The organism is Bradyrhizobium sp. USDA 3364, assembly GCF_054056355.1.
The window spans coordinates 5,945,702-5,971,817 of the sequence record NZ_JBSRYG010000002.1 but is presented as its reverse complement, the minus strand read 5'-3'; the positions used below and the strand labels follow the sequence as shown (position 1 = coordinate 5,971,817).

Here is a 26,116-nt window from a genome sequence, read left to right as displayed (position 1 = left end):
CGTCAGCCCCGCCGTCAGCTCTTCTCGACCAGGCCCTTCTCGGTGCAGGACTGCCCGGGATAGGCCGCATAGGGCACCGGCTTCAGCCACTCCTTGGCCTCGACGAGAATCTCGAACTGACCGTTCGATTTGGCCTGGGCGATCTTCGGCCACAGCCAGGTGTGCAGGTTCTCCGACTCGATCTCGACCTTGCCCTGCGGCGCAATCATGCTCTGGCCCTTGACCGCATCGCGGATGTTCGGCGGCGTCAGGTCGCTGGTCGCGAGCTTCTCGACGGCCTGCTTGAACAGATAGGTCTGGAAGTAGCAGGCCTCCGACACGAAATGCGTGACCTTGTCGGCGCCCCAGCGCTTCTTGTAGGCCTCGACGAACTTCTCGTTCTCCGGCGACTTGTGCACCATGAAGTATGGCGCCGAAGTGAAGTGACCGGCGGCCGCCTCACCGCCCATCGCCGCGACCTCGTTCTCGGAGGTCGTCAGACTCGCCATCGGCATCTTCTCGGGATCGAGGCCTGCGGCCTTGTACTGGCGATGCAGCGCGACCACGGAATCGCCGACCACGGTGGAGAAGATCACGTTCGGCTGCGTCGAGCGGATCTTGTTGATGACGGAAGAGAATTCGGAATGGCCGAGCGGTACATATTCCTCCGCCACCACCTCGCCGCCGAGCTTCTCGAGCAGCTTCTTGCAGTAGTTGTTCTCTTCCTTCGGGTAGATGTAGTTCGACCCGATCAGATAGAACTTCTTGCCGAACTTCTTGACCAGCCAGGGTACGAACTCGTCCTGCTGCTGGTTCGGCACCGCGCCGGTGTAGATCACGTTCTTGGAGCACTCGCGGCCTTCATAGAGCGTCGGATACCAATAGAGGTTGTTCTGCCGCTCGAACACCGGCAGCACCGCCTTGCGGCTCGCCGAGGTGTAGGAGCCGAACACGCTGACGCATTTGTCGCCGACGACGAGCTTGCGCGCCTTCTCCGAGAACGTTGCCGGATCGGATGCGGGATCCTCGACGATCGGCACGATCTTGCTGCCCTTGATGCCGCCGGCTGCGTTGATCTCCTCGATCGCGAGCAGCGTCGCCTTGTTGAGCGATTCCTCGATGATCGCGGTCGTTCCCGTCAGCGAGAACAGCACGCCGACCTTGATCTCGCCGCCGGCGGCGTAAGCGAGGTCGGCGTTCTTGATCCAGATGTGCGGCAGTCCGGCACCGGCAAACGCGCCAAGCGCCGCGGTATTCCTCAGCAAAGTCCGCCGTGAAATGCTCATCCCTTGCTCCCTTCAGGACTGAAAAAACAAAAAGCCCTCCCGATGCGCGCTGACGCGAGCATTGGGAGGGCTTTGTTGCCGGTTGTGTCGAAGGCGGCGCTGTCGCCGCCGGCCCCGCTATTGGGGCTTACTGTTGATGATCGTAGCCAAGCAGTTCGAACGAGTCAACAATCGCCGCGGCGACTGCGCTTGCGGACACGCGACGATCCATCGCCTGCCGTCTGATGAATCCGTAGGCCTCGGTTTCCGGCATCTGCCGCGTCGCCATCAGGATGGCCTTGGCGCGTTCCACCGTGCGCATCGAGCGCAGATTGTCGTCGAGCTTCTCGATCTTGCTGCGCAGCCGCCGTTCGTAACCGAACTGGCTGCGCGCCAGCACGAGGCTGGACAACACCGCATTCTGCGTGAACGGCCGCGGCAGCACGGCGTTGGGCGTTGCATGACACAGCGCGTCGGCGTGAACGGTTTCCGTCGCCGGCAGGATCACGACCAGCGCCGAACGCGCGTCGCCCGGAATCCACGGCAGCCGCCGCGCCAGATCAGGCGAATATTCGCAATACACCACGTCGGCATCGGCCGGCACGCTCTCCGGCATCGGCCAGACCTGACGCACCCGCATCCTGAAGCGCTGCAATTCGCGCAGCAGCATGCCGACCTGATCGTCGACCGGCGCGACCACCACGGCCGACAGATCGGCAAGCTCCTGGACCATGGTCTTGCGTCCGCCGACGTCTCGGCTCAGCGACGGCTTACGTGACATCTCGTTCATTGGACGCTTCCTGTTTGCGTTGCACGACCATATCCGATCAGGAACGGATCCGCATGCACCGGCTCTTTTGACTGACTGACGACGTCGAACTGTCCCTGGCGGTTGGCGCGCCCGATGCGGGTCCATAGATCGGTATGCCCCGACATCGGGTTGACGGTCACGGCACCTTGCGGTGCATCAAAGCTGGTGCCGAACACCATGGAGCGCAACACTTCGGTGTCGAGCGAATTGACCTGCTCGAGCGCTTTCGCGAACAGATGCAGCTGGAAATAGGATGCCTCGGCACACATGTTGGTCGAGACATCGGCGCCGAACCGCTTCTTGAAGCGCTGCACAAAGGCGTTGTTGGCGCTGCCCTCGACGCCCTGGAAATACGATGCCGCCGTGACGTGTCCCTCGCCGACGTCGAAGCCCATGGCGGCGATCTCGGCTTCCGTGGTCGTCAGGCTGGCGATCGGCACCTGCTTCGGATCGAGCCCGACATTGGCATAGGCCTGATAGAGAAATACCGTGCCTTCGCCGACGACCGTCGAGAAGATCACGTCGGGCCTGACCCGCTTGATGTCCTGGATGATCGGCACGAAATCCTGCCAGCGCGCATAGACATTGACATAGCGCTCGCCCACCACCGAGCCGCCGTTGCTCTTGAGCAGTTCCCGCATCACCCGGTTCGACTCGCGCGGGTAGATGTAATCTGATCCCACGAAATAGAACCGGGTCCCGAACGTATCCATCAGATAGCGGCACAGCGCGAGGCTGTTCTGGTTCGGCGAGGCGCCGGTGTAGATCACGTTGGGCGACGCCTCGAAACCCTCGTAAAGCGTTGGATACCAAAGCAGACCGTTCAGCCGTTCGACCACCGGCAGCACGGCCTTGCGGCTCGACGAGGTGTAGCAGCCGAAGATGGTGCTGACCTGGTCCTCGACCATCAGCCGCTTGGCGTAATGGCCATAGGCGGCCGAGTCCGAGCCGGGGTCATAGGCAACGGGAACCAGCTCGCGGCCGCAGACGCCGCCCGCTTCGTTCACCTCTTCGATCGCGAGTTGCGTGCCCTGATACTGGGTCTCCTCGATCACCGACATGAAGCCGGTGCGCGAGAACAGCACTCCTATCCGCCACGGAGCGGAGGTTGTCTGGGTAAGGTTCGACATGATCAGGCCCTCGACAGAATTGGAGGGACGAGAGGGATTATTGTTCTTGTTGCTCTCGAACAGCTTTGCCGGGAGCGGAAGATTGCATGTCATCTGCCGCGAGACAAGGACCCTCGCCGCTCATCCTGTCAGCGACGCTGACGCGAAAGCAGGCAACGGCGGCGGATTAAAGGTGCAGCGGTCCACCGGATATCTATCTCCGGTAGACCTGCGATCGATTTCCCGTATCAAGGCGTGTCCGGTCAACTCGCGTACATCAACCGGAAGGTTGAGAGCCGCAAGGAGACCTCGCGCTATCCTTCGCCGTCAGCGCAGGCTCGGCAGATCAAGCCCGTTGGCGCGCGCGCATTCGATCGCCGTGTCGTAGCCGGCGTCGGCGTGGCGCATGACGCCTGTCGCCGGGTCGTTCCAAAGCACGCGTTCCAGCCGCCGCGCCGCCTCCGGCGTACCGTCCGCGACGATCACCATGCCGGCATGCTGTGAATAGCCGATGCCAACGCCGCCGCCGTGATGCAGCGACACCCAGGTGGCGCCGCTCGCACAATTGAGCAGCGCGTTGAGCAGCGGCCAATCCGACACCGCATCGGAGCCGTCGCGCATCGCCTCGGTCTCGCGGTTCGGGCTCGCCACCGAGCCGCTGTCGAGATGATCGCGGCCGATCACGATCGGCGCCTTGAGCTCGCCGCGCGCCACCATCTCGTTGAAGGCAAGACCAAGCCGATGGCGGTCGCCAAGGCCGACCCAGCAGATCCGCGCCGGCAGCCCCTGGAACTTGATGCGTGCCTTCGCCATGTCGAGCCAGTTGTGCAGGTGACCGTCGTTGGGCATCAACTCCTTGACCTTGGCGTCGGTCTTGAAGATGTCCTCGGGATCGCCCGACAGCGCCGCCCAGCGGAACGGACCCACGCCGCGGCAGAACAGCGGACGGATATAGGCCGGAACGAAGCCCGGAAAGTCGAATGCCTGCTTCAGGCCCATGTCCTTGGCCATCTGGCGGATGTTGTTGCCGTAATCGAGCGTCGGGATTCCCTGCGCGTGGAAATCCAGCATGGCCTGGACGTGATCGACCATCGAGGTCTTGGCTGCCGTCTCGACCGCCTTCGGGTCAGCAGCGCGCCGCGCCTCCCATTCGCCGAGCGTCCATCCCTTGGGCAGATAGCCGTTGATCGGATCATGCGCGCTGGTCTGATCGGTGACGATGTCCGGCCGCACACCGCGCCGCACCAGCTCCGGAAAGATCTCGGCCGCATTGCCGAGCAGACCGACCGACACCGGCTTCACGGTCTTGGCGGCGTCGGCAATGATCGCCAGCGCTTCGTCGAGCGTCGCCGCCTGGCGGTCGAGATAACCCGTGCGCAGCCGCATCTCGATGCGGCTCGGCTGGCACTCAACGGCGAGCATCGAGGCTCCGGCCATGGTCGCCGCCAGCGGCTGGGCGCCGCCCATGCCGCCGAGGCCCGCGGTGAGGATCCATTTGCCGGCGAGGTTGCCGCCATAGTGGCGACGCCCGACCTCGACGAACGTCTCGTAGGTCCCCTGCACGATGCCCTGGCTGCCGATATAGATCCATGAGCCCGCCGTCATCTGGCCGAACATCATCAGGCCCTGGCGGTCGAGCTCGTTGAAATGATCGAGCGTTGCCCAATGCGGCACCAGGTTCGAATTCGCGATCAGCACCCGCGGCGCGTCGGCATGGGTGCGGAAGACGCCGACCGGCTTGCCGGATTGCACCAGCAGCGTCTGGTCGCCCTCCAGCTTGCGCAAGGAGGCTGCGATCCGGTCAAAGCTCTCCCAGTCGCGCGCCGCGCGGCCGATGCCGCCATACACCACGAGCTCGCTCGGACGCTCGGCGACATCAGGATCCAGGTTGTTCATCAGCATGCGCAGCGGCGCCTCGGTCAGCCAGCTCTTCGCGCTGATGTCGCTGCCGCGGGGAGCGCGGATGATACGTTCATTATCCAGTCGGCGGTTCATGACGGATGTCCCTGTCGGCTAAGCAAGTTTTGGAAACGGATCGGTCGAAAGTGCCGCGATCGCGGCGGCGGGCAGCGCGTCGGCCTCGATCAGCCGTGCTGCCCGCGCGAGATCGTCGGCCATGTAACGGTCGGCAGCGAGTGCCGGAACATGCGCGCGCAAACGCGGCGATGACCGCGGCGAGCGGCGCGCTGGTCGAATGCGGTGCGCGCAGCGTGATGCCCTGCGCCGCGACCAGCAGCTCGATGCCGAGGATGGCCGCGAGATTGTCGGCCATGTCAGACAGCCGGCGCGCGGCATGCGCGGCCATCGAGACATGATCCTCCTGGTTGGCGCTGGTCGGCGTGGAATCGATCGAGCACGGCATCGCGCGCTGCTTGTTCTCGGCATAAAGCGCCGCCGCCGTCACCTCGGCGATCATGAACCCGGAATTGATGCCGGGCTCCGGCGTCAGGAACGGTGGCAAGCCGAAGTTCAGCGCGGGGTCGACGAGGGTCGCGATCCGGCGCTCGCTGGTCGCGCCGATCTCGGAGAGCGCCAGCGCGATCTGATCGGCGGCGAACGCCACCGGTTCGGCGTGGAAATTGCCGCCGGACACGATCTCGCCGGTCTCGACCAGGACCAGCGGGTTGTCGGTGACGGCATTGGCTTCAATGACGAGCCCGCGCGCGACTTGCGCGAGCAGGTCGAGCACGGCGCCCGCGACCTGCGGCTGGCAGCGCAGGCAATAAGGATCCTGCACGCGCTCGTCGCCCTCGAGATGCGATTGCCTGATGTCGCTGCCGTCGAGCAGTGCCATCAACGCCGCAGCCGCGGTGATCTGCCCGTCATGGCCGCGCAATGATTGAATCTCGGGGCGAAACGGCACTGTGGAGGCCATCGCCGCATCGACCGACAACGCGCCTGTCACCAGCGCGGTACACGCCAGCCGATGCGCGCGCAGCAGACCGGAGATCGCATAAGCGGTCGAAAACTGCGTGCCGTTGATCAGTGCGAGCCCTTCCTTCGGACCGAGCGTCAACGGCGCGAGCCCGGCCGCTGCAAGCGCTTCGTGGCCCGGCGCGACCTTGCCATCAAGGATCGCCTGCCCCTCGCCGATCATCACGGCGGTCATATGGGCGAGTGGCGCGAGATCGCCGGAGGCGCCGACCGAGCCCTGCTGCGGCACCAGCGGAGTGACGCCGCGCGCCAGCATGCCCTGCAACTGCTCGATGACGTCGCGGCGCACGCCCGACGCGCCGCGTCCGAGCGAGATCACCTTCAACGCCATCATCAGGCGCACGATCGGCTCGGGCGTGGCCGCGCCCACGCCGCAGCAATGCGACAGGATCAGGTTACGCTGGAGCAGCGCGGTCTGGTCGGGCGCGATCCGCGTCGAGGCCAGCTTCCCGAAACCGGTATTGATGCCGTAGGCGGGAACGTCGATCTGCGCGGCCTTTGCCACGATCGCCGCGGCCGCCTCGACGCGCGGCCAGAACGATGGATCGAGCACGACGGGCGCGCCGTCGAGCACACGCGCCAGAACGTCGAGGCCGACGGTGCCGGGCCTCACGACGACAGGCGCGGCAGGAGCGTTCATTGTCCCCTCCACACCCTGCTGTGCAGCGGGTTGAAGCCAATGCGGTAGACCAGTTCGGCCGGGCGTTCGATGTCCCAGATCGCGAGATCGCAGTATTTGCCGGCTTCGAGCGTGCCGGTCTCGGCGAGCATGCCGAGCGCGCGCGCCCCTTCCCGCGTCACGCCGGAGAGGCATTCGGCGACGGTCATCCGGAACAGAGTCGCGCCCATGTTCATGGTCAGCAGCAATGAGGTCAGTGGCGAACTGCCGGGATTGCAGTCGGTCGCCAGCGCCATCTTTACGCCGTGCTTGCGAAACAGTTCGACCGACGGCTTCTGCGTTTCACGGATAAAGTAGAACGCGCCGGGCAGCAGCACCGCGACTGTTCCCGATTTCGCCATCGCGGCGATGCCGGCCTCGTCGGTGTGCTCCAGATGATCGGCCGACAGCGCGGCAAAATTTGCGGCGAGCGCCGCGCCGCCAAGATTCGACAGCTGATCCGCATGCAGCTTCACGGGCAGTCCAAGCGCGCGCGCCGCCTCAAACACCCGCGCCGTCTGCTCGCCGGAAAATGCGATGCCCTCCATGAAACCGTCGACGGCATCGGCAAGGCCGGCCTTGGCCACGGCCGGCAGCATCTCGTTGCAGACCAGATCGATGTAGCGGTCCTTGTCGCCATTGGCCTCGGGCGGCAGCGCATGTGCACCGAGAAACGACGTGCGGATCGCAACCTGCCGCAGGCGGCCGAGGCTGCGCGCGGCCGCAAGCTGTCGCATCTCGGTCTCGGCATCGAGACCATAGCCGGACTTGATCTCGACGGTGGTTGCGCCCTCGCCGATCAGCGCGTCGAGCCGCGGCAGCGCGCCCGCAACGAGCTCGGCCTCGGTCGCCTTGCGCGTCGCTGCAACGGTCGAGACGATGCCGCCGCCCGCGCACGCGATTTCTTCGTAGCTCGCGCCCTTGAGGCGAAGCTCGAACTCATGCGCACGATTGCCGCCGAACACGAGATGCGTGTGGCAATCGACCAGCCCGGGCGTGATCCAGCGGCCGCCGCAATCGATCCGCTCGACGGCGTCTGCATTCACAGGAAAATCCGACCGCGTGCCCGCATAAACGATGCGGCCGTCGCGCGCCGCGATCAGGCCCTGCTCGATCTCGCCGAGATCGGCGCGGTCGCTGCGCATCGTGGCGAGGTGGGCACTGTGCCAGATACGGTCGAAGCGCTCTGCCATGCGATCGTCCCTTCGAGGTGGGATGCTTGACTTATATGTCTAGACATATAATCGTGTCCGGGTTCTGTCCAGCCGGCGTGGAAAAATGACACGATTGCATTTCGCATGCGCGCTGCTGCCCACCGGCTGGGCCAATGACGTGCGGGTCGAGGTTGCCGACGGCGCGATCGCCGTGGTGACGGCAGGCGTCGCGCCGGCCGGGGACGACGAACGACACCAATTGGCGGTTCCAGGCTTGGCGAGCCTGCACAGCCACGCCTTTCAACGCGGCATGGCCGGCCTTGCCGAACTACGCGGCGATACGACCGACACATTCTGGACCTGGCGCGAGACGATGTATCGCTTCGCGCTGACGATGACGCCGGACGACGTCACAGCCGTTGCAACACTCCTTTACGTCGAGATGCTCGAGCGCGGCTTTACCCGCGTCGGCGAGTTTCACTATCTCCACCATGATCGCGACGGCTCGCTCTACGCCAATCCCGCCGAGATGGCCGTGCGCATTGCGGAGGCAACCGAAGCCGCGGGCATCGGACTCACGCTGCTGCCGAGCTTCTATGCGCACGGCACCTTCGGCGGTGCAGCGCCGCATGCCGGGCAACGCCGCTTCATCTGCTCGGTCGATCAGTTCGCGGCGCTGATGGCCGGCTCGCGCGAAGCGATCCGGAAGCTGCCGGGCGCCAATATCGGCATCGCCCCGCACAGCCTGCGCGCCGTGGCGCCGGATGAACTCGCCGCGATCATTCCGCTTGCCGGGGCCGACCCGATCCACATCCACGCCGCCGAACAGGTGCGCGAGGTGGAGGATTGTCTGGCCTGGTCTGGGCAACGGCCGGTGCAATGGCTGCTCGAACATGCGCCGGTCGATCAGCGCTGGTGCCTGATACACGCGACCCACATGACGGACAGTGAAGTCGCCGGACTTGCCGCCAGCGGCGCAGTCGCCGGCCTTTGCCCCGTCACCGAAGCGAGCCTCGGCGACGGCATCTTTTCGGCGCGCGAATTCCTCGCGGCGGGCGGCAGCTTCGGCATCGGCACCGATTCCAACGTGCTGGCCGGGGTCGCCGACGAGCTTCGCCAGCTCGAATACGGCCAGCGCCTGAAGCACCGTGAGCGCAACGTGCTCTCGGGGCGGCCCGGCGCGTCCACCGGCCGCGCCTTGTTCGACCACGCGCTTGCGGGCGGCGCGCAGGCGCTGGCGCAGACCAAGGCTGGACTTGTCCCCGGCGCGCGCGCCGACATCGTCAGCCTCGACGCCGCGCATCCGTCGCTGGCGGGACGGTCGGGCGATGCGGTTCTCGACGGTTGGCTGTTTGCGACCGGCGGCGACGCGATCGACTGCGTATGGGCCGGCGGCGATAAGGTGGTCGCGGGCGGACGGCACCGGCTGCGCGACAGAGCGCGCGAGCGGTTCAATGCAAGCGTCAGGAGGCTCGTCGCATGAGCCTCGCCTCCGATCGGGTCAAGCCCCGTGCGGCCGGCAAGCCGACGCTCTACAGGCGGATCCGGCTCGACATCGAGACGCGGATCCTGACCGGCGAATGGCCGCCCGGCCACCGCATTCCCTTCGAGCACCAGTTGATGGCGCGCTATCGTTGCTCGCGGATGACTGTCAACAAGGCGCTGTCGGAACTGGCGCAGGCCGATCTGATCGAGCGAAGGCGGCGGGCCGGCACCTTCGTGCGCCGTCCGCAGCACATGTCGGCGGTGCTCAAGATCGCCGACATCAGGGCCGAGATCAACGCGCTCGGCCGCAGCTATGGCTACCAGCTGATCGATTGCCGGCGGCGCACTGCGACGGCGGCCGATCGTGCACGGCTCGGCGTGAGCACGGCCGGCAAGGTGGTCGCGATCGCCTGCCGGCACAGCGCGGACGATGTGCCGTTCGCCGTCGAGGACAGGCTGATTGATCTTTCCACGGTTCCGGAAGCTGCAACCGCGGATTTCGCCCGCGAACCGCCGGGATCATGGCTGCTGCATCACGTGCCGTGGACGGAAGCTGAGCACACGATCAGCGCCGTCATTGCTGACGATCGCACCGCCAAGGCACTGGGAATCGCCGTCGGTGCGCCCTGCCTCGTGATCGACCGCTACACCTGGCGCAGCGCGCGCACGCTGACAGCGGTGCGGCTGCATTATCCAGGCGAGACGCACCGTCTGGTGGCTCGCTTCAAGGGAGGCTGAGATGATGTTCGGGTCGGCACAATTCATGCAACGCATGATGGACCGCCGTCCGTCCAAGTTGTTTCATGCGGCAATCCGCCGCGACTGACGTGGGACAATCAACAGGGTTCAATCCAACATTCGGCAGGGGGTCAATCATGCGTTCTTTCAAAGTATTTCCGGCAATCGTCGCGCTGCTCGCATCCACAGCCGCGTTCGCGGATGACGTCAAGGTCGGAGTCGGCATCTCGGGATGGACCGGCTTCGCACCGCTGACGCTCGCCAAGGAAGCCGGCATCTTCAAGAAGAACGGCCTCGATGTGACGCTCAAAAAGATCCCGCAGAAGGACCGGCATCTCGCCATCGCCTCGGGCGACATCCAGTGCGCGGCCACCACGGTCGAAACCTGGATCTCCTGGAACGCCAATGGCGTCGCGACCAAGCAGATCTTCCAGCTCGACAAAAGCTACGGCGCCGACGGCATGGCCGTGCGCAATGACGTCGCCGCGATCAAAAACCTCAAGGGCAAGACCGTCGCGGCGTCGGCGCCGGGAACCTCGCCCTATTTCGCGCTGGCCTGGATGCTGAAGAAGAACGGCCTCTCGGTGAAGGACGTCACCGTGGTGAACCTGGAGCCGGCCGCCGCGGCGCAGGCCTTCGTCTCCGGCCAGAACGATGCCGCGATGACCTACGAGCCCTATCTGTCGACCGTGCGCGCCGCTCCCGACAAGGGCAAGATCATCGCTACTACGCTCGATTATCCGATCGTGATGGACACCTTCGGCTGCACGCCGAAATTCCTCACCGACAATCCGAAGGCGGCGCAGGCGCTGGCCAACAGTTATTTCGACGCGCTCGACATGATCGCCAAGGATCAGGCCAAGTCCTACGAGATCATGGGCGCGGACGTGAAGCAGAGCGGCGAGCAGTTCGGCAACTCGGCAAAATATCTGCGCTGGCAGGACAAGGCCGCCAACCAGAGGTTCTTCGCCGGCGACTTCCTCACCTTCAACAAGGAGGCCGCTGAGCTCCTGCTGGAGGTCGGCATCATCAAGGCCGCACCGAAGGTCGAAGACATCTACGACGCCAGCTTCATCAAGTAATGCGTCCTCTCGAGCCCACCACATCGACGCAGCGCGTGGCGTATGGCTTCGCGTTCTTCGTGCTGTTCGTCGCCCTCTGGTCCTGGGCAACCTTCGGCGGCCATGTGTCGAAGACCTTCCTCGCCAACCCGCTGACCATGGTGCAGGAAGGCTACGAGCTGCTCGCCAGGCGAGGCTTCCTGTTCGACATCGGAATGACGATCTGGCGCGTCATCGGCGGGTTTGTCCTCGCCGCCATCATCGCCGTGCCGCTCGGCGTGCTGATGGGGGCCTACAAGCCGGTCGAGGCCTGCCTCGAACCGTTCGTGTCCTTTGCGCGCTATCTGCCGGCCTCGGCCTTCATCCCGCTGTTGATCCTGTGGGCCGGCATCGGCGAGTTGCAAAAGCTGCTGGTGATCTTCATCGGCGCGGTGTTCCAGATCATCCTGATGGTCGCGGTCACCGTCGGCGCCACCAGGCGCGACCTGGTCGAGGCCGCCTATACACTCGGCGCCCGCGACAGCGGCATCATCCGCCGCGTGCTGCTGCCTTCCGCGGCGCCCGAGATCGCCGAGATCCTCCGCCTGGTACTCGGCTGGGCGTGGACCTACGTGATCGTGGCTGAGCTGATCGGCTCGTCGTCCGGCATCGGGCACATGATTACCGACAGCCAGGCGCTGCTCAACACCGGGCAGATCATCTTCGGCATCATCGTGATCGGGCTGATCGGCCTGATCTCCGATTTCCTGTTCAAAGCGTTCAACGCCTGGCTGTTCCCGTGGAAGCTCGCATGACCCTGCTTCGGATCGATCAGGTCTCGCGAACTTTTCCGGCGCGCGCCGGCAACGCGCCGACCAGGGCATTGGAGCCGACCACGCTCGATGTCGGCGACAACGACTTCGTCACCATCCTGGGCCCCTCCGGCTGCGGAAAGTCCACGCTGCTCCGGATCATCGCGGGCCTCGACCGGCCGAGCAGCGGGCGCGTCACGCTCGATGGGCGCGAGGTCACCGGGCCCGGCGCCGATCGCGGCATGGTGTTTCAGTCCTACACGCTGTTTCCCTGGCTGACCGTGCGCGAGAACATCGCCTTCGGCCTGCGCGAGCGCGGCGTGCCGGAGAAGAAACGCCACGACATCGCCGATGCGTTCATCCGCCGGGTCGGGCTGTCGGGCTTCGAAAACCACTGGCCCAAGCAGCTGTCGGGCGGCATGCAGCAACGCACCGCGATCGCCCGGGCGCTGGCCAACGATCCGAAAATCCTGTTGCTCGACGAGCCGTTCGGCGCGCTCGACAACCAGACGCGGGCCTTGATGCAGGAGATGCTGCTCGGCATCTGGGAGCGCGACCAGAAGACGGTGCTGTTCGTCACGCACGACATCGAGGAAGCGATCTTCCTCGGCAGCCGCGTCATCGTGATGAGCGCGCGTCCCGGCCGCATCAAGGCGGAGATCGCGGTCGACCTGCCGCACCCCCGCTCCTACAAGATCAAGACCACGCCCGAATTCGTCGCCCTCAAGGAGCGGCTGGTGGAGGAGATCCGCACCGAGGCGCTGAAGGTCGCCGAACAGGCCTGATGATTAGTGGCTGATCATCCAGGGACGTGCCGTCGGAAAGCCCTTGGCGCCGTTTTTCGTCTTCGTCATCAGCCGCGCCGGCTTCTTCTTTCCCGTGGAGCAGCAGCCGCAGCCCGGGCCGTGCGCGGCCTTGTACTGATCGAGCGTCTTCGGCGCGTGGCGGTTCTCTTCGTTGGTGGCGTGCGCCTTGCGCTTGTCGGAGGGCATGCAGAAGAACGCGGGCGCAGTGAGGAGCACCCGCGGCGACGTCGCCTCGCATTGCGGGCAGTCCTGCGGCAGATCGCATTCCGCCATCGGTCGCATATCGGTGAACGGGCCGCAGTCGTTGCAGAGATATTCGTAGATCGGCATGTCCCAAATCCTTGCGCAGTCGTGACATCCGGCGATGGATGCGGGGCGGCCAATACGCAGCCGTCCCACACCCTTCGCGCAGGGATTCACTTGCAGAATCACTTATCCGGCGAGATCGGCATCTGGATGTCGCCCTTGATGTGCTTGATCGGTCCCGCCGACGATGGCATGACGTCGAAGTCGAATATCTCGGTCGGCAGCCACAGCGTGGCGCAGGCGTTGGGCACGTCGACCACGCCGGAGATGTGGCCCTGGCACGGCGCGGTGCCGAGGATCGAGTAGGCCTGGGCGCCGGAGTAGCCGAACTTCTTCAGATACTCGATCGCGTTCAGGCAGGCCTGGCGATAGGCGATGTGGACGTCGAGATAGTGCTGCTTGCCGGCCTCGTCGACCGAGATGCCCTCGAAGATCAAGTAGTCCTTGTAGTTCGGCGTGATCGGCGACGGCTTGAACACAGGATTCTTGATGCCGTATTTCGAGACGCCGTCCTTGATGACGTCGACCTTGATGTGCAGCCAGCCGGCCATTTCGATGGCACCGCAGAAGGTGATCTCGCCGTCGCCCTGGCTGAAATGCAGGTCGCCCATCGAGAGGCCGCCGCCTGGCACATAGACCGGGAAATAGATCTTCGAGCCGCGCGAGAGGTCCTTGATGTCGCAATTGCCGCCATGCTCGCGCGGCGGCACGGTGCGGGCGCCTTCGAGGCCGATCTTGGCCTTGACGTCGCCCTTGGCTTGTCCCGCATGCGCGGTCGGCGCGAACGGCGGATTGGCGAGGCCCGGCACGCGGGTCGGGTTGGTCGCGATCAACTCGGCTTCGCGCGCATTCCAGGCCGCCAGCATCTTGGCATCGGGCAGACAGCCGATCAGGCCGGGATGGATCAGGCCTGCGAAGTTGACGCCGGGAACGTGGCGCGACGAGGTGTAGAGGCCCTTGATGTCCCAGATCGACTTCTGCGCCAGCGGGAAATGGTCGGTGAGGAAGCCGCCGCCGTTCTGCTTGGAGAAGAAGCCGTTGAAGCCCCACAGGCTCTCCTTCAGCGGACCGACGTCGAGCAAATCCACGACCAGAAGATCGCCGGGCTCGGCGCCCTTGACGCCGATCGGGCCGGACAGGAAGTGCACGATCGACAGATCGATGTCGCGCACGTCGTCGGCAGAATCGTTGTTCTTGATGAAGCCACCGGTCCAGTCGACGGTCTCGATGATGAAGTCGTCGCCCGGGCTGACCCACTCGACGATCGGAACCTCAGGATGCCAGCGGTTGTGGATCTTGTCGTTTTCATAGGCCGACTTGCTGAGATCGACCTTGATCAGTGTGTCTGGCATCGCGATGCTCCCCTTGGGTTACTGATGGTGGTTGGTTACACGGACAGATATTTGGAGATCTGCCCGGCATCGACGCTGGCGCGCGGATCGTCGCGGACGATCTCGCCGTTCTCGATGACGAGCACGCGGTCGGCGATGTCGAGCGCGAAGCTCAGCACCTGCTCGGAGACGACGATCGATAGCCCCCGCTCGTCGCGGATCCGCTTCAGGGTGCGCGCCATGTCCTTGATGATCGAGGGCTGGATGCCTTCGGTCGGCTCGTCGAGCAGCAGCACCTTCGGCTTGGTCGCCAGCGCACGCGCGATCGCGAGCTGCTGCTGCTGACCGCCCGAGAGATTGCCGCCGCGGCGGCCTTTCATCTCGAGCAGCACCGGGAACAGCTCGTAGATGTCGCCGGGTACCTCGGAGCCGCCGGACACCACGAGCCCGGTCTCGATGTTCTCCTTGACCGTCATGGTGGAGAAGATCATGCGGCCTTGCGGCACGTAAGCGAGACCCTTCGCCACCCGCTCGTAGCTCTTCATGGCGCCGAGCTCGGCGCCGTCCATGGTCACCTTGCCGCTCTTGGCCGGCAGGATGCCCATCAGCGACTTCATCAGCGTGGTCTTGCCCATGCCGTTGCGGCCCATGATCGCGACGATCTCGTTGGGCGCGACGGATACGTTGAGGCCGTGCAGCACCTCGCTCTGGCCGTAGGCGACATGAAGATCATTGATTGCCAGCATCGTTCTCGTCCTCAATGACCCAGATAAACTTCAATGACCTTGGGATCGTTCTTGACGTGCTCCATCGTCCCCTCGGACAGGATCTGTCCCTGGTGCAGCACGGTGACCTTGTGGGCGATGTCCTCGACGAACTTCATGTCGTGCTCGATCACCAGCACCGAGCGGTCCTTGATGATGCGGTTAAGCAGCTCGGCGGTCTTGGCGCGCTCGGACACGCTCATGCCGGCGACCGGCTCGTCGAGCATCAGCAAGTCCGGATCCTGGATCAGCAGCATGCCGATCTCGAGCCATTGCTTCTGGCCATGGCTGAGCTGATCGGCATAGGTGTTGAGCTTGTCCTTGAGGAAGATCATCTCCGCGACCTCCTCGACCCGCTGCTTGACGGTGTCGTCGCGCTGGAAGGTCAGCGAGCCGAACACGGTGCGTCCGCGCGGGAAGGAGATTTCGAGGTTCTCGAACACGGTGAGATCCTCGAACACCGACGGCGTCTGGAACTTGCGCCCGACGCCGGCCTGCACGATCTCGTTCTCGCGCAGCTTTGTCAGCTCCTGGCCGCGGAACTGGATCGAGCCCGACGTGGCGCGGGTCTTGCCACAGATCAGGTCGAGCACCGTGGTCTTGCCGGCGCCGTTCGGGCCGATGATGACGCGGATCTCGTTCTCCTCGACGTAGAAGGAGAGATCGTTGACGGCCTTGAAGCCGTCAAAGGACACGGTGAGGCCGGAGACCGCGAGCAGGAAGTCCTTGGGCTGATGGCCGACGAGCATGATGATCCCTCCTCACTCGGCCGGTGCGCCGTCGGCGATCATGCCGGCCGCCGATTTCGATTTGCGTGATGCCAACAGCCGGTCGATGCGGGGCTGGACGTGATCCGCCCAGATGCCGGAGAGCCCGTTCGGGAAGGCCAGCACGACCGCGATGAACAGCGCGCCGAGGCCGAACAGCCAGAGCTGCGGGAAGGATTCCGACAGGCTGGTCTTGGCGAAATTGACCAAGAGCGCACCCCAGACTGCGCCGAAGATCGACATCCGGCCGCCGACGGCGGTGTAGATCACCATCTCGATCGACGGCACGATGCCGACGAACGACGGCGACATGAAGCCGACCTCGAGCGTGAACATGGCGCCGCCGATCGCAGCGAACACCGCCGCGGCGCAGAATGCGAAGATCTTGAAGTTGGCGACGCTGTAACCGGAGAAACGCACGCGATCCTCCTGCTCCCGCATCGCCACCAGGATGCGCCCGAGTTTTGTCAGGCGGATGAACTGCGCGGCGACGATGCATCCGAACAGCAGCACAACCTCGACGAAATACAGAATGAACTTGGCGTGATCGGTACGGATGTCCCAACCGTGCAGGGTGCGCAAGTCGGTAATGCCGTTGATGCCGCCGGTGTAGCCCTGCTGTCCGACGATCAGGATGGTGAGGATCGCCGCAATCGCTTGCGTGATGATCGCAAAGTACACGCCGCCGACCCGGCGCTTGAACATCGCGGCGCCGATGATCAGCGCGAAGAAGGCGGGAACCAGCAAGATCGCCAGCAGCGTAACCGGAAAGCTGTGGAACGGCTTCCAGAAGAACGGCAGCGAGGTGAGCTGGTTCCAGTCCATGAAGTCCGGGATGCCCGGCGTCGACTGGATCTTGGTGTTCGCGACCGAAGACGCCTCGAGCTTGAGGTACATCGCCATGCAGTAGCCGCCGAGGCCGAAGAACACGCCCTGCCCCAGGCTGAGGATGCCGCCATAGCCCCAGCACAGCACGAGGCCGATGCCGACGAAGGCGTAGGTCAGATATTTGGCGACCAGGTTGAGGCGAAAGATATCGAGCGACAGCGGCAGGATGACAAACAGCAGCACCGCGAGCGCAAGGAAGCCGAGCAGTTCGGAACGATTGAAAAAGCGCGAGTTGATCATGACCAGCCTGCTTGTTCTTATTTGCGGACCTTGAGCGCGAAGAGCCCCTGCGGACGCACCATCAGGATCGCGACGATGGTCAACAGCGTGATCACCTTGGCCATCGATCCCGACAGGAAGAACTCCAGCGTCGACTGGGTCTGCGAGATCGAGAAGGCGGAGGCGATCGTGCCGAACAGCGAGGCCGCGCCGCCGAACACGACGACCAGGAAGGTGTCGACGATGTAGAGCTGGCCGGCGGTCGGCCCGGTCGAGCCGATCATGGTGAAGGCCGAGCCCGCGATCCCGGCGATGCCGCACCCGAGCCCGAAGGTGTAACGGTCGACCTTCTCGGTATTGATGCCGACGGCACCCGCCATCACGCGGTTCTGCACCACCGCGCGCACCTGCTTGCCCCAGCTCGACCAGAACAGGATGTAGAAGACGACGATCGTGATCAGGATGGTCAGCCCCATCACGAACATGCCGTTGATCGGGATCTGGATGGAATCGGTCGCCTGCCAGGAGCCCATCATCCATTCCGGCAGCTCGACGCCGACCTCGCGCGCGCCGAAGATCGAGCGGTAAGCCTGCTGCAGGATCAGGCTGAGGCCCCAGGTCGCGAGCAGCGTATCGAGCGGACGCTTGTAGAGATGGCGGATCAGCGCCCACTCGACCAGCATGCCGAGCGCACCGGAGGCGATGAACGCCAGGATCATGGCGATGAAGAAGTAACCGGGGAACAGCCAGGGCGCGACGTGCTGCACGGCGTTCGACGTCATCCAGGTGACGTAAGCCCCCAGAATCATGAACTCGCCATGGGCCATGTTGATGACGCCCATCTGGCCGAAGATGATGGCAAGCCCGAGCGCCATCAGCACATAGACGGAGAACAGGATGAGCCCGGCAAAGCCCTGCATCGCAAGGATGGCGCCGAGATCGCTGATCGAATAGTCGCCGAACATCAGTCGTCCTCCAGTCCAAGGGGCATGCGCCGCGACGCGAGCGGCGCCCGATCGGCGGCGTGGGCGATGACGTCCACGCTGCGATGCTTGATGTGAGCTGCGCCTTAGGCGCTCGATCTCACTGGTAGCCCTTGGGGAACGGATCCGGCTCGACGAGATCGGCGGTCTCGTAGATCAGCTCGTACTGGCCATCGGCCTTGGCCCGCCCGACGCGGGTCTTCGACCAGAGGTGATGGTTTTCGTGGATCCGGACGTAGCCTTCCGGCGCGCCCTTGAACTCGACGCCGGGGGAAGCCGCCGCGATCTTGTCGATGTCGAAGCTCTGCGCCTTCTCCACCGTCAATTTCCACAGCCACGGACCGAGATAGGCGGCTTGCGTGACGTCGCCGATCACGGTCTTCTCGCCCCACATCTTCTTGAACGCGGGCACGAAGGCCTTGTTGTTCGCATTGTCGAGCGACTGGAAATACTTCATGCAGGCATAGGCGCCCGCGATGTTCTCGCCGCCGATGCCGTCGATCTCGTCCTCGGTCACCGAGATCGTGAGCAGCGTCTGCTTCGACAGATCGATGCCGGCCGCCTTGAGCTGCTTGTAGAACGCGACGTTCGAGCCGCCGACGATGATCGCGTAGATCACGTCCGGCTTGGTCAGCTTGATCTTGTTGATGACCGAGTTGAATTGAGTCGAGCCGAGCGGGAAGTATTCCTCACCGACCACCTTGCAGCCCTGCAAATGGTTCTCGATGTGCTTGCGCGCGATCTTGTTCGAGGTGCGCGGCCAAATGTAGTCGGAGCCGAGCAGATAGAAGCTCTTGGCGCCCTTGGTCTTGTTGACCCAGTCCAGCCCGGCGATGATCTGCTGCGTCGCCTCCTGGCCGGTGTAGATCACATTCTTGGACTGCTCGAGGCCCTCATAGAAGGTCGGGTAGTACAGCATGCCGTTGTACTGCTCGAACACCGGCAGCACCGCCTTGCGCGAGGCCGAGGTCCAGCAGCCCATCACGGCGGCGCATTTGTCGTTGACCAGGAGCTTCTTGGCCTTTTCCGCGAAGGTCGGCCAGTCGCTGGCGCCGTCCTCCTGGATGAACTTGATCTTGCGGCCGAGCACGCCGCCGGCGGCGTTGATCTGCTCGATCGCGAGCTTCTCGGCCTCGACCGACCCGGTCTCGGAGATCGCCATGGTGCCAGTGACGGAGTGCAGGATGCCGACCGTGACTTCGCTATCGGTGACTGCAAGGCCCGTGGTGTTGACCGCGGAGGTTGCGGGAAAGTCGGCAAATGCGGGACGGCCCAGCATCGAGACCGCCGGCAAAGCCGCCATTCCCATCAAGAGCTTGCGCCGGAGCGGAGACTTCAGGCCTGGTCTTGTTTCGTCTGACATGAGCACCCCATCTGGTTCGAGAACGCTTATTGATGGGGCGAGGATTGCTCAGTTTTGTGCACCGCACTGATACGTGAGATCGCGTATACGGCACCGCAAAATAGCGACGTAGATTTTGGTACGGGATTTGCTCGCGACACGGTCGGAGCATCACGGACCAGGAGTACGAGCGGGTGGCAGGGCGGCAGCGGATAGACCGCGTCAGGCGCCAATACAATCAATGGGTCGCCAACCAGACGCTGGAAGACTACGCGCTGCGCTTCACCGCCAAGAGCGCGCGGCGCTGGTCCGCCGCCCGCGTCGCCAACACCGCGCTCGGCGCGATCTCCTTCCTCGCGCTGGAAGCGATCGGCGGCACCATCACGCTCAATTATGGCGCGATCAACGCCTCCGCAGCGATCCTGGTGGTCAGCGTCATCATCTTCCTGTGCGGATTGCCGATTGCCTACCATGCCGCAAAAAGCGGCATCGACATCGACCTGCTAACCCGCGGCGCCGGCTTCGGCTATATCGGCTCGACCATCACCTCGCTGATCTACGCCTCCTTCACCTTCATCTTCTTCGCGATCGAGGCGGTGATCCTGGCCAGCGCGCTCGACATGTGCTTCGGCATTCCGCGGCCGATCGGGTATCTGATCAGCGCGGTCGTGATCATTCCGCTTGTCATCTACGGCATCACGCTGATCAGCCGCTTCCAGCTCTGGACCCAGCCGCTGTGGGTCATCCTCCACATCATGCCGTTCGCGGCAATCGCCTGGGCCAATCCGCATTCGTTCACGGAATGGCGCAAATTCGCCGGCGACCACGGTGATCCCGCAGGGAATCTCGACCTGCTGCTGTTCGGCACGGCGGCCTCCGTCGTGTTCGCGCTGGTGGCGCAGATCGGCGAGCAGGTCGACTTCCTGCGCTTCCTGCCGCGCGACCGCCGTACCTCGCGCAAGGCCTGGTGGATCGCGCTGCTCTCCGCCGGTCCGGGCTGGATCGTGCTCGGCGCGCTCAAGCTGCTGGCCGGCTCCTTCCTGGCCTTCTTCGCGCTGAGCCACGGCGTCTCGGCCGAGCACGCGGCCGAGCCCGCCAACATGTATCTTGAAGCGTTTCGTTACGTGCTGTCGCAGCCGGACCTCGCGATGGCGCTGACCGGGACGTTCGTGATCCTGTCGCAAGTCAAGATCAACGTCACCAACGCCTATGCCGGCTCGATCGCCTGGTCGAACTTCTTCTCCCGCCTCACCCATTCGCATCCCGGCCGCGTGGTGTGGCTGGTGTTCAACGTGGTGGTCGCGCTGCTGTTGATGGAGATCGGCGTCTACAAGGCGCTGGAGCAGACGCTCGCGCTCTACTCGAACGTCGCGATCGCCTGGGTCGGCGCGCTGGTGGCCGATCTCGTCATCAACAAGCCGCTTGGCCTGCGGCCGCAGCACATCGAGTTCAAGCGCGCCCATCTCTGCGACATCAATCCGGTCGGCGTCGGCGCGATGACCATCGCGACCGTGGTGTCGATCAGCGCGTTCTACGGCCTGTTCAGCCCGACCGCGAAGGCGCTGTCCGCTTTCGTTGCGCTGGCGGTCGCGTTCATCACGGCTCCCCTGATTGCCTGGGCGACCGGCGGCAAGTATTACATCGCGCGCAAGCCGAAACGGAGCTGGCAGAACATCGAATCGATCCAGTGCTGTATCTGCGAGCATGCGTTCGAGCCCGAGGACATGGCCGCCTGCCCGGCCTATGCCGGCCCGATCTGCTCACTGTGCTGCTCGCTCGACGCGCGCTGCCACGACCTCTGCAAGCCGCATGGCCGGATCGGCGCGCAGGTCTCGGACACGCTGGGCAAGGTGATGCCGCGGCCGATCTACGCCCGCATCAACTCGCAGCTCGGACATTACCTCGGCGTGTTCGCAGTCTCGGCCGGCCTCGTGGCGCTGGTGCTCGGCCTGATCTACCTGCAGACCACAGCGGCCGTGCATGCCAACGAGTTGCTCGCCGACGTGCTGTGGAAGGTGTTCTTCGCGCTGACCCTGATCATCGGCGTGGTCGCCTGGCTGTTCGTGCTGGCGCAACAGAGCCGGCGCGCCGCGGAAGCGGAGACACGGCGGCAGACCACGCTGCTGATCCAGGAAATCGACGCCCACAAGCGCACCGACGCCGAGTTGCAGCGCGCCAAGGAAGTCGCGGAGTCCGCAAATCTTGCGAAGAGCCGCTATGTCGTCGGCCTCAGCCATGAACTCCGCTCGCCGCTGAACGCGATCTCCGGCTACGCGCAGCTGCTGGAGCAGGACGACAGCCTCCATATACGGCCGCGCGAGCAGGTGCGCGTGGTCCGGCGCAGCGCCGACCATCTGTCGGGCCTGATCGATGGCATCCTCGATATCTCCAAGATTGAGGCCGGCCGGCTCTATCTGTCGCGCGACGAGGTGCGGCTGAACGATTTCCTCGAGCAGCTGGTCGGCATGTTCCGCCTGCAAGCCGCCGCAAAAGGCATCGACTTCGTGTTCAGGCGGCCCGCTGTGCTGCCCGTCGTTGTCTATGCCGATGAAAAGCGGCTGCGGCAGATCCTGATCAACCTGCTGTCGAACGCGATCAAGTTCACCCAATCCGGCCAGGTGCAGTTCGTGGTGCATTACCGCAGCCCGGTCGCCGAGTTCGAGGTGATCGACACCGGGCCGGGCATCCAACCCGACGACCTCGAACGCATCTTCGCGCCGTTCGAGCGCGGTGCGCTCGGCGTCACCCAGCCGCAGACCGGCACCGGGCTCGGCCTGACCATCAGCCGCCTGCTCGCGGGTGTGATGGGCGGCGACATCAAGGTTTTGAGCACGGTCGGCACCGGCAGCACGTTCCGCGTCAAGCTATTGCTGTCCGAAGTCACCAATCCGCGCCGCGATGCGCCGGTCGACGCTCCCGTGTACGGCTATCACGGCCCGCGCAAGACGATCCTGATCACCGACGATGACCCGACCCACCGCGACCTCCTGCGCGAGATCCTGGCGCCGCTCGGCTTCATCCTGCTCAGTGCGCCGGACGGGCCGGGCTGCCTTGCCCTCGCCCAGCATTGCCGGCCGGACATGTTCCTGCTCGACATCTCGATGGCCGGCATGGACGGCTGGAGGGTCGCCGAAACCCTGCGCTCCGAAGGCCATCATCAGGCGCGCATCCTGATGATCTCCGCGAGCGCATTGGAGGCTCACGGCGCACCGCTGGCGCAACCGTTCCACGACGGCTATCTGATGAAGCCGATCGACATCCCGCGGCTGCTCGAGACCATCCGCCAGCTGCTCAAGATCGAGTGGCAGTACGAGGCCGAGCAGGCTCCGCCTCCGCAATGGAAGCCGGACACGGGCTCGCGCCCGCCGGTGAAATATGTTGAGGAGCTGATCAGCCTCGGCCAGCTCGGCTATGTCAGGGCGATCCAGCTCAAGCTCGACGAAATCGGCAACGAGTATCCCGAACATGCCGATTTCGTCGGCCAGATGCGCACGCTGATCGACCGGTTCGATCTCGATCAATTTATGGCGACGTTGAAGACATTGCACAGCTATGACCATTGAACAGAGAAAGCGCGACGTCGCGCTCGTCGTCGACGACTCGCCGGAGACGTTGCGTCTGCTCACCGACGCGCTCGACGGCGCCGGCATGACCGTGATGGTCGCGCTCGACGGGGCGTCTGCGATGCGCATCGTCGACCAGATCACGCCCGATATCGTGCTGCTCGATGCCGTGATGCCCGGCATGGACGGGTTCGAGACCTGCAAGCGGCTGAAGCGCGATGCCGGGCTCGACGGCGTCCCGATCATCTTCATGACGGGGCTGGCCGAGACCGAGCACATCGTGCGCGGGCTGGAGGCCGGCGGCGTCGACTATGTGACGAAGCCGATCGTGGTCGAGGAGATGCTGGCACGCATCCGGGTCCATCTCGCCAATGCGCGGATGACGCAAAGTGCCCGCGCGGCGCTCGACGTCTCCGGCCGCTACCTGCTCGCGGTCAACAGCGCAGGCGCGCTGTTGTGGGCGACGCCGCAAGCGCAGCGCCTGCTGTCGGACACGCTCGCCGATGCCGCCGACAATTTCGTGCTGCCGGGCCCGATGCCGCAATGGCTGGAGCAGGCGCACAAGGGCAAGGCGGCACCAAAGACCGCGACGGTGGCGTCCTTCCCCGGCAACGAGCAGCTGCGGCTGCAATATATGGGCAAGCTCGGCCCCAATGAGTTCCTGCTGCGGCTCGCCAAGGACACCAGCGGCGACATGCCCGCCGAGTTCTCCAGCGAGCTCGGCCTCACCACCCGCGAGGGCGAGGTGCTGTCCTGGCTCTCCAAGGGCAAGACCAACCGCGACATTGCACAGATCCTGGGTCTCAGCCCGCGCACCGTCGACAAGCATCTCGAGCAGATCTACGCCAAGCTCGGCGTCGAGAACCGCACCGCCGCCGCCGCGATCGCCGTCAACGCACGACATCGCAAGTCGTAGCATCCGGATCAATTGTCGCGGGAAGGCTCCAGCGACACTTCCTGCTCGAGCGGCTGCGCCTTTCGCCACTGCGCCGGCGTCACGCCCATGTGGCTCTTGAAGGCCCGCTGAAACGCGGCCTCCGACTGGTAGCCGACCATTTCCGCAACGGCGCCGGTCGAAAGCGACGATCCCTTCAACTCGTTCGCCGCGAGCGTCATCCTGATATCGGTGAGCAGGTCGCTCGCTGATCGGCCAAGCTTCTCCTGGAATTGCCGCGCAAGCGTCGCGCGCGACATGTTGCACAGACGCGCGAGCTCCGGCAGCGACCATGCGCGCGCGGGCTCGTTGAACATCGCAGCCACCGCCGGTGCAAGGCGAGGATCACCGGCCAGCGCAAGCAGACCGCGTGTCGTGGCGTCGCTCTCGCTCGCAAGCCGCAGCACGAGTGCAAACATCGCCGTGGACAGCGCGTTGAGCATGGCGCACCCGCCGAGATGATCGTCCGCGGTTTCCCCCCGCATCAGCGAAACAAGTCCGGTGAGTTGCGCGGCCGTCCCCTTGCCCATACGCGTGCCGGCATGCACGACGAGACGCGGCGGAAGATAGCCGCGCAACAGACGGTCGTGTGGGGGCGCAACCGCGAAGTGCCCGCACAACAGGTCAAGCCGCTCGTCCGACCCGAGATTTTCGCTGATCGCGAAATTCTGCGCCGCCCGGTTGCGCGCCGGCAGCGGTCTCGCCCCACTGCCGTCGTGCATCACGTGTCGCGGGTTGCCGGGAAGCAGAAGGATGTCGCCGGGCTTCAGCAGCAACGGCCGTCCGCCCGCGGGATCGTCCAGGATCGCCGAGCCGGCCAACACCGCATGATAGGGGATCTCGTTGGTTGCGCCCGGCCCCTGCTCGATGCGCCAGGGGACGCTGTAGCTGCAGCGAAGGTCGAGCCGACCGCGCACCGGCATCATCTCGAACAGCCGGCTGAGCCAATCCATGGCCGATCCTCCGTTCAGGGGCTTCATGAGACGATTGAGCATATAATCGAGACATATGAACATTCAATGTCTCAAATCTCGCTCCTATTGTGGCTGGGTACTCGTCCACCACCCCAAACAAGGAGCGCCACCATGTCTCGTCTTTCAGTCCCCAATCTCGAAACCGACACCGGCCCGTCGGGCCAGATTTACGCCCAGGTCAAGAAGGCGGCCGGCAGTGTCCCGAATGCCTATTCAGCCATCGCCGCCCACGGCCCGGCCGCACTCAAGTCGATGCTGACAGCCGATGCCGTGCTCGCCGGCGGTACCCTGTCCAAGCGCGAGCGGGAGATCATCAAGCTCGTGATCAGCGCCGCCGGCGGCTGCGACTACTGTGTCGCCGCGCATTCGCACCTCGCCAAGCTCGCCGGCGTGAAGCCCGACGCGCTGAAGCAGATCCGTGATGGCGAGCCGACCGGCGATGCCAAGCACGATGTGCTGATCAATTTCGTCCGCAAGCTCGCGCAGTCGAGCGGCACCGTGAGCGACGAGGATTTCGCCGCGATCAAGGCCGCCGGCTACAGCGACGCGCAGTTGGTGGAGATCAGCCTGGCGTTCGCGACCATCGTCTTCACCAACGTCTTCAATCGCATCAACGACACCGACATCGACTTCCCCGCAGTCGCGTGACGCGACCGGAGTCAGTCGAACGGAAGGATCACGGCTATGACCACGCTTGCCAACACCACACAAAATCCGCTCGTCCGCGCGCTCGACAGGTCCGGTCTGCTCGCGGAGGATCTCGACTACCACGTCGTCCGGGCCGCGATGGTGATCATGTTCCTGTTCTTCGGTTACCAGAAGTGGTTCCCGTACGAGTTCGAACGGCTGGTCCCGTTCATCAGCAACGGGCCGCTGATCTGGTGGCTGTATCCGGCCTTCGGCCACGCCGGCGCCAGCTACTTCCTCGGCGCCTCGGAATGGACGTTCGGCTCGCTGCTGTTCGCGGGTTTCTGGGACAAGCGGCTCGGCGTCCTCGGCGCGCTTGGCTCGACCGGCACCTTCATCGCGACGGTCACCATCATCCCGTTCATGCCTGATGGCTGGGACGTTGCCGCCGGCGGCTTCCCCGCGATGACCGGCAACGTGCCCTTCCTGATGAAGGACGTCGTTCTGCTGGCCGTCTCGCTCTATTTGCTGCGACAGGACGTGGTTCGCCTGACGCGGCAATAGGTGGCATCCGCTGATGGCGATGGATCGCCGGCGAACCCCGCGTTCGCCGGCGATCGCGCATTG

The 26,116-nt window shown here is 64.6% G+C and carries 22 protein-coding genes and 1 pseudogene; 9 read left to right on the top strand and 14 right to left on the bottom strand.

The genetic code is table 11. The features are described 5' to 3' along the window. Window positions 1-14 precede the first annotated feature (14 nt). The 6 genes and pseudogenes from ACVILL_RS27995 to hutI form a co-directional block, all read right to left on the bottom strand. Complete coding sequence (locus tag ACVILL_RS27995) at window positions 15-1,265, bottom strand: transporter substrate-binding domain-containing protein (protein WP_456732002.1); 1,251 nt, start codon at window positions 1,263-1,265, stop codon at window positions 15-17. Window positions 1,266-1,392: 127 nt separating this feature from the next. After that, window positions 1,393-2,034 carry an ANTAR domain-containing response regulator gene (locus ACVILL_RS27990; RefSeq protein WP_016845707.1) on the bottom strand — a complete coding sequence of 214 codons (642 nt, stop codon included), beginning with the start codon at window positions 2,032-2,034 and terminating at the stop codon, window positions 1,393-1,395. Next, complete coding sequence (locus ACVILL_RS27985) at window positions 2,031-3,185, bottom strand: transporter substrate-binding domain-containing protein (protein WP_456732001.1); 1,155 nt, start codon at window positions 3,183-3,185, stop codon at window positions 2,031-2,033. The genes ACVILL_RS27990 and ACVILL_RS27985 overlap by 4 nt, the downstream gene beginning before the upstream one ends. A 306-nt stretch (window positions 3,186-3,491) precedes the next feature. Further along, window positions 3,492-5,159, bottom strand: a complete 1,668-nt coding sequence (gene hutU / locus ACVILL_RS27980; protein WP_456732000.1) for a urocanate hydratase — start codon at window positions 5,157-5,159, stop codon at window positions 3,492-3,494. An 18-nt stretch (window positions 5,160-5,177) separates the two neighbouring features. Continuing rightward, a pseudogene (gene hutH / locus ACVILL_RS27975) lies at window positions 5,178-6,738 on the bottom strand (histidine ammonia-lyase). Further along, a complete protein-coding gene (hutI, locus tag ACVILL_RS27970; protein WP_456731999.1) occupies window positions 6,735-7,949 on the bottom strand; it encodes an imidazolonepropionase in 1,215 nt (404 codons plus the stop codon). Before hutI ends, hutH begins: the two are co-directional and overlap by 4 nt. An 85-nt stretch (window positions 7,950-8,034) precedes the next feature. On the opposite strand from hutI, the gene ACVILL_RS27965 reads away from it, so the two are divergent. From ACVILL_RS27965 to ACVILL_RS27945, 5 genes are all read left to right on the top strand, one after another. Next, a complete protein-coding gene (locus ACVILL_RS27965; protein WP_456731998.1) occupies window positions 8,035-9,393 on the top strand; it encodes a formimidoylglutamate deiminase in 1,359 nt (452 codons plus the stop codon). Beyond that, on the top strand, window positions 9,390-10,133 hold the full coding sequence (gene hutC, locus ACVILL_RS27960) for a histidine utilization repressor (RefSeq protein WP_456731997.1): 744 nt from the start codon (window positions 9,390-9,392) through the stop codon (window positions 10,131-10,133). Before ACVILL_RS27965 ends, hutC begins: the two co-directional genes overlap by 4 nt. A 137-nt stretch (window positions 10,134-10,270) precedes the next feature. Beyond that, on the top strand, window positions 10,271-11,215 hold the full coding sequence (locus ACVILL_RS27955; protein ID WP_456731996.1) for an ABC transporter substrate-binding protein: 945 nt from the start codon (window positions 10,271-10,273) through the stop codon (window positions 11,213-11,215). Further along, complete coding sequence (locus ACVILL_RS27950) at window positions 11,215-11,988, top strand: ABC transporter permease (protein ID WP_456731995.1); 774 nt, start codon at window positions 11,215-11,217, stop codon at window positions 11,986-11,988. The genes ACVILL_RS27955 and ACVILL_RS27950 overlap by 1 nt, the downstream gene beginning before the upstream one ends. Next, the gene (locus ACVILL_RS27945) at window positions 11,985-12,770 is read left to right on the top strand and encodes an ABC transporter ATP-binding protein (protein WP_456731994.1); all 786 of its coding nucleotides are present in this window, start codon (window positions 11,985-11,987) and stop codon (window positions 12,768-12,770) included. Before ACVILL_RS27950 ends, ACVILL_RS27945 begins: the two co-directional genes overlap by 4 nt. A 3-nt stretch (window positions 12,771-12,773) precedes the next feature. Here ACVILL_RS27945 and ACVILL_RS27940 read toward each other — a convergent pair whose 3' ends face one another. The 7 genes from ACVILL_RS27940 to urtA all read right to left on the bottom strand — a co-directional run bounded on the left by ACVILL_RS27940 (window position 12,774) and on the right by urtA (window position 19,412). Continuing rightward, window positions 12,774-13,121: an FmdB family zinc ribbon protein gene (locus ACVILL_RS27940; RefSeq protein WP_456731993.1), complete on the bottom strand. Its 348-nt coding sequence runs from the start codon at window positions 13,119-13,121 to the stop codon at window positions 12,774-12,776. A 98-nt stretch (window positions 13,122-13,219) separates the two neighbouring features. After that, window positions 13,220-14,449 carry a formamidase gene (gene fmdA / locus ACVILL_RS27935; protein WP_456731992.1) on the bottom strand — a complete coding sequence of 410 codons (1,230 nt, stop codon included), beginning with the start codon at window positions 14,447-14,449 and terminating at the stop codon, window positions 13,220-13,222. Window positions 14,450-14,484: 35 nt separating this feature from the next. Next, window positions 14,485-15,174, bottom strand: a complete 690-nt coding sequence (urtE, locus tag ACVILL_RS27930) for an urea ABC transporter ATP-binding subunit UrtE (protein WP_456731991.1) — start codon at window positions 15,172-15,174, stop codon at window positions 14,485-14,487. An 11-nt stretch (window positions 15,175-15,185) separates the two neighbouring features. Next, window positions 15,186-15,941, bottom strand: a complete 756-nt coding sequence (gene urtD / locus ACVILL_RS27925) for an urea ABC transporter ATP-binding protein UrtD (RefSeq protein WP_456731990.1) — start codon at window positions 15,939-15,941, stop codon at window positions 15,186-15,188. Between the two features lie 12 nt (window positions 15,942-15,953). Further along, complete coding sequence (gene urtC, locus ACVILL_RS27920; protein ID WP_456731989.1) at window positions 15,954-17,087, bottom strand: urea ABC transporter permease subunit UrtC; 1,134 nt, start codon at window positions 17,085-17,087, stop codon at window positions 15,954-15,956. A gap of 17 nt (window positions 17,088-17,104) precedes the next feature. Continuing rightward, complete coding sequence (gene urtB / locus ACVILL_RS27915; RefSeq protein WP_456731988.1) at window positions 17,105-18,031, bottom strand: urea ABC transporter permease subunit UrtB; 927 nt, start codon at window positions 18,029-18,031, stop codon at window positions 17,105-17,107. Between the two features lie 118 nt (window positions 18,032-18,149). Further along, window positions 18,150-19,412 carry an urea ABC transporter substrate-binding protein gene (gene urtA / locus ACVILL_RS27910; protein ID WP_456731987.1) on the bottom strand — a complete coding sequence of 421 codons (1,263 nt, stop codon included), beginning with the start codon at window positions 19,410-19,412 and terminating at the stop codon, window positions 18,150-18,152. Between the two features lie 173 nt (window positions 19,413-19,585). Between urtA and ACVILL_RS27905 the strand changes: the two genes are divergently transcribed. Both ACVILL_RS27905 and ACVILL_RS27900 read left to right on the top strand, forming a co-directional pair. Further along, window positions 19,586-22,954, top strand: a complete 3,369-nt coding sequence (locus tag ACVILL_RS27905; RefSeq protein ID WP_456731986.1) for a hybrid sensor histidine kinase/response regulator — start codon at window positions 19,586-19,588, stop codon at window positions 22,952-22,954. Beyond that, on the top strand, window positions 22,944-23,870 hold the full coding sequence (locus ACVILL_RS27900; protein WP_456731985.1) for a response regulator: 927 nt from the start codon (window positions 22,944-22,946) through the stop codon (window positions 23,868-23,870). Before ACVILL_RS27905 ends, ACVILL_RS27900 begins: the two co-directional genes overlap by 11 nt. 8 nt (window positions 23,871-23,878) lie before the next feature. Here ACVILL_RS27900 and ACVILL_RS27895 read toward each other — a convergent pair whose 3' ends face one another. After that, window positions 23,879-24,841, bottom strand: coding sequence for an AraC family transcriptional regulator (locus ACVILL_RS27895; protein ID WP_456731984.1), 963 nt, complete (start codon window positions 24,839-24,841; stop codon window positions 23,879-23,881). Between the two features lie 132 nt (window positions 24,842-24,973). On the opposite strand from ACVILL_RS27895, the gene ACVILL_RS27890 reads away from it, so the two are divergent. Together ACVILL_RS27890 and ACVILL_RS27885 are read left to right on the top strand one after the other, a co-directional pair. Beyond that, entirely contained in the window at window positions 24,974-25,510 is a 537-nt protein-coding gene (locus ACVILL_RS27890; protein WP_456731983.1) for a carboxymuconolactone decarboxylase family protein, read from the top strand. A gap of 36 nt (window positions 25,511-25,546) precedes the next feature. Then, window positions 25,547-26,053, top strand: coding sequence for a YkgB family protein (locus tag ACVILL_RS27885; protein ID WP_456731982.1), 507 nt, complete (start codon window positions 25,547-25,549; stop codon window positions 26,051-26,053). The last annotated feature ends 63 nt before the right edge of the window (window positions 26,054-26,116 follow it).

Coding starts and splice junctions, on each gene's coding strand:
- ACVILL_RS27900 (WP_456731985.1), top strand. CDS start 22,944: ATGACCATTGAACAGAGAAAGCGCGACGTCGCGCTCGTCGTCGACGAC.
- hutU (WP_456732000.1), bottom strand. CDS start 5,159: ATGAACCGCCGACTGGATAATGAACGTATCATCCGCGCTCCCCGCGGC.
- ACVILL_RS27885 (WP_456731982.1), top strand. CDS start 25,547: ATGACCACGCTTGCCAACACCACACAAAATCCGCTCGTCCGCGCGCTC.
- urtA (WP_456731987.1), bottom strand. CDS start 19,412: ATGTCAGACGAAACAAGACCAGGCCTGAAGTCTCCGCTCCGGCGCAAG.
- ACVILL_RS27965 (WP_456731998.1), top strand. CDS start 8,035: ATGACACGATTGCATTTCGCATGCGCGCTGCTGCCCACCGGCTGGGCC.
- hutI (WP_456731999.1), bottom strand. CDS start 7,949: ATGGCAGAGCGCTTCGACCGTATCTGGCACAGTGCCCACCTCGCCACG.
- ACVILL_RS27995 (WP_456732002.1), bottom strand. CDS start 1,265: ATGAGCATTTCACGGCGGACTTTGCTGAGGAATACCGCGGCGCTTGGC.
- ACVILL_RS27895 (WP_456731984.1), bottom strand. CDS start 24,841: ATGGATTGGCTCAGCCGGCTGTTCGAGATGATGCCGGTGCGCGGTCGG.
- hutC (WP_456731997.1), top strand. CDS start 9,390: ATGAGCCTCGCCTCCGATCGGGTCAAGCCCCGTGCGGCCGGCAAGCCG.
- fmdA (WP_456731992.1), bottom strand. CDS start 14,449: ATGCCAGACACACTGATCAAGGTCGATCTCAGCAAGTCGGCCTATGAA.
- ACVILL_RS27940 (WP_456731993.1), bottom strand. CDS start 13,121: ATGCCGATCTACGAATATCTCTGCAACGACTGCGGCCCGTTCACCGAT.
- urtE (WP_456731991.1), bottom strand. CDS start 15,174: ATGCTGGCAATCAATGATCTTCATGTCGCCTACGGCCAGAGCGAGGTG.
- ACVILL_RS27950 (WP_456731995.1), top strand. CDS start 11,215: ATGCGTCCTCTCGAGCCCACCACATCGACGCAGCGCGTGGCGTATGGC.
- urtD (WP_456731990.1), bottom strand. CDS start 15,941: ATGCTCGTCGGCCATCAGCCCAAGGACTTCCTGCTCGCGGTCTCCGGC.
- ACVILL_RS27945 (WP_456731994.1), top strand. CDS start 11,985: ATGACCCTGCTTCGGATCGATCAGGTCTCGCGAACTTTTCCGGCGCGC.
- ACVILL_RS27990 (WP_016845707.1), bottom strand. CDS start 2,034: ATGAACGAGATGTCACGTAAGCCGTCGCTGAGCCGAGACGTCGGCGGA.
- ACVILL_RS27890 (WP_456731983.1), top strand. CDS start 24,974: ATGTCTCGTCTTTCAGTCCCCAATCTCGAAACCGACACCGGCCCGTCG.
- urtC (WP_456731989.1), bottom strand. CDS start 17,087: ATGATCAACTCGCGCTTTTTCAATCGTTCCGAACTGCTCGGCTTCCTT.
- ACVILL_RS27955 (WP_456731996.1), top strand. CDS start 10,271: ATGCGTTCTTTCAAAGTATTTCCGGCAATCGTCGCGCTGCTCGCATCC.
- ACVILL_RS27985 (WP_456732001.1), bottom strand. CDS start 3,185: ATGTCGAACCTTACCCAGACAACCTCCGCTCCGTGGCGGATAGGAGTG.
- urtB (WP_456731988.1), bottom strand. CDS start 18,031: ATGTTCGGCGACTATTCGATCAGCGATCTCGGCGCCATCCTTGCGATG.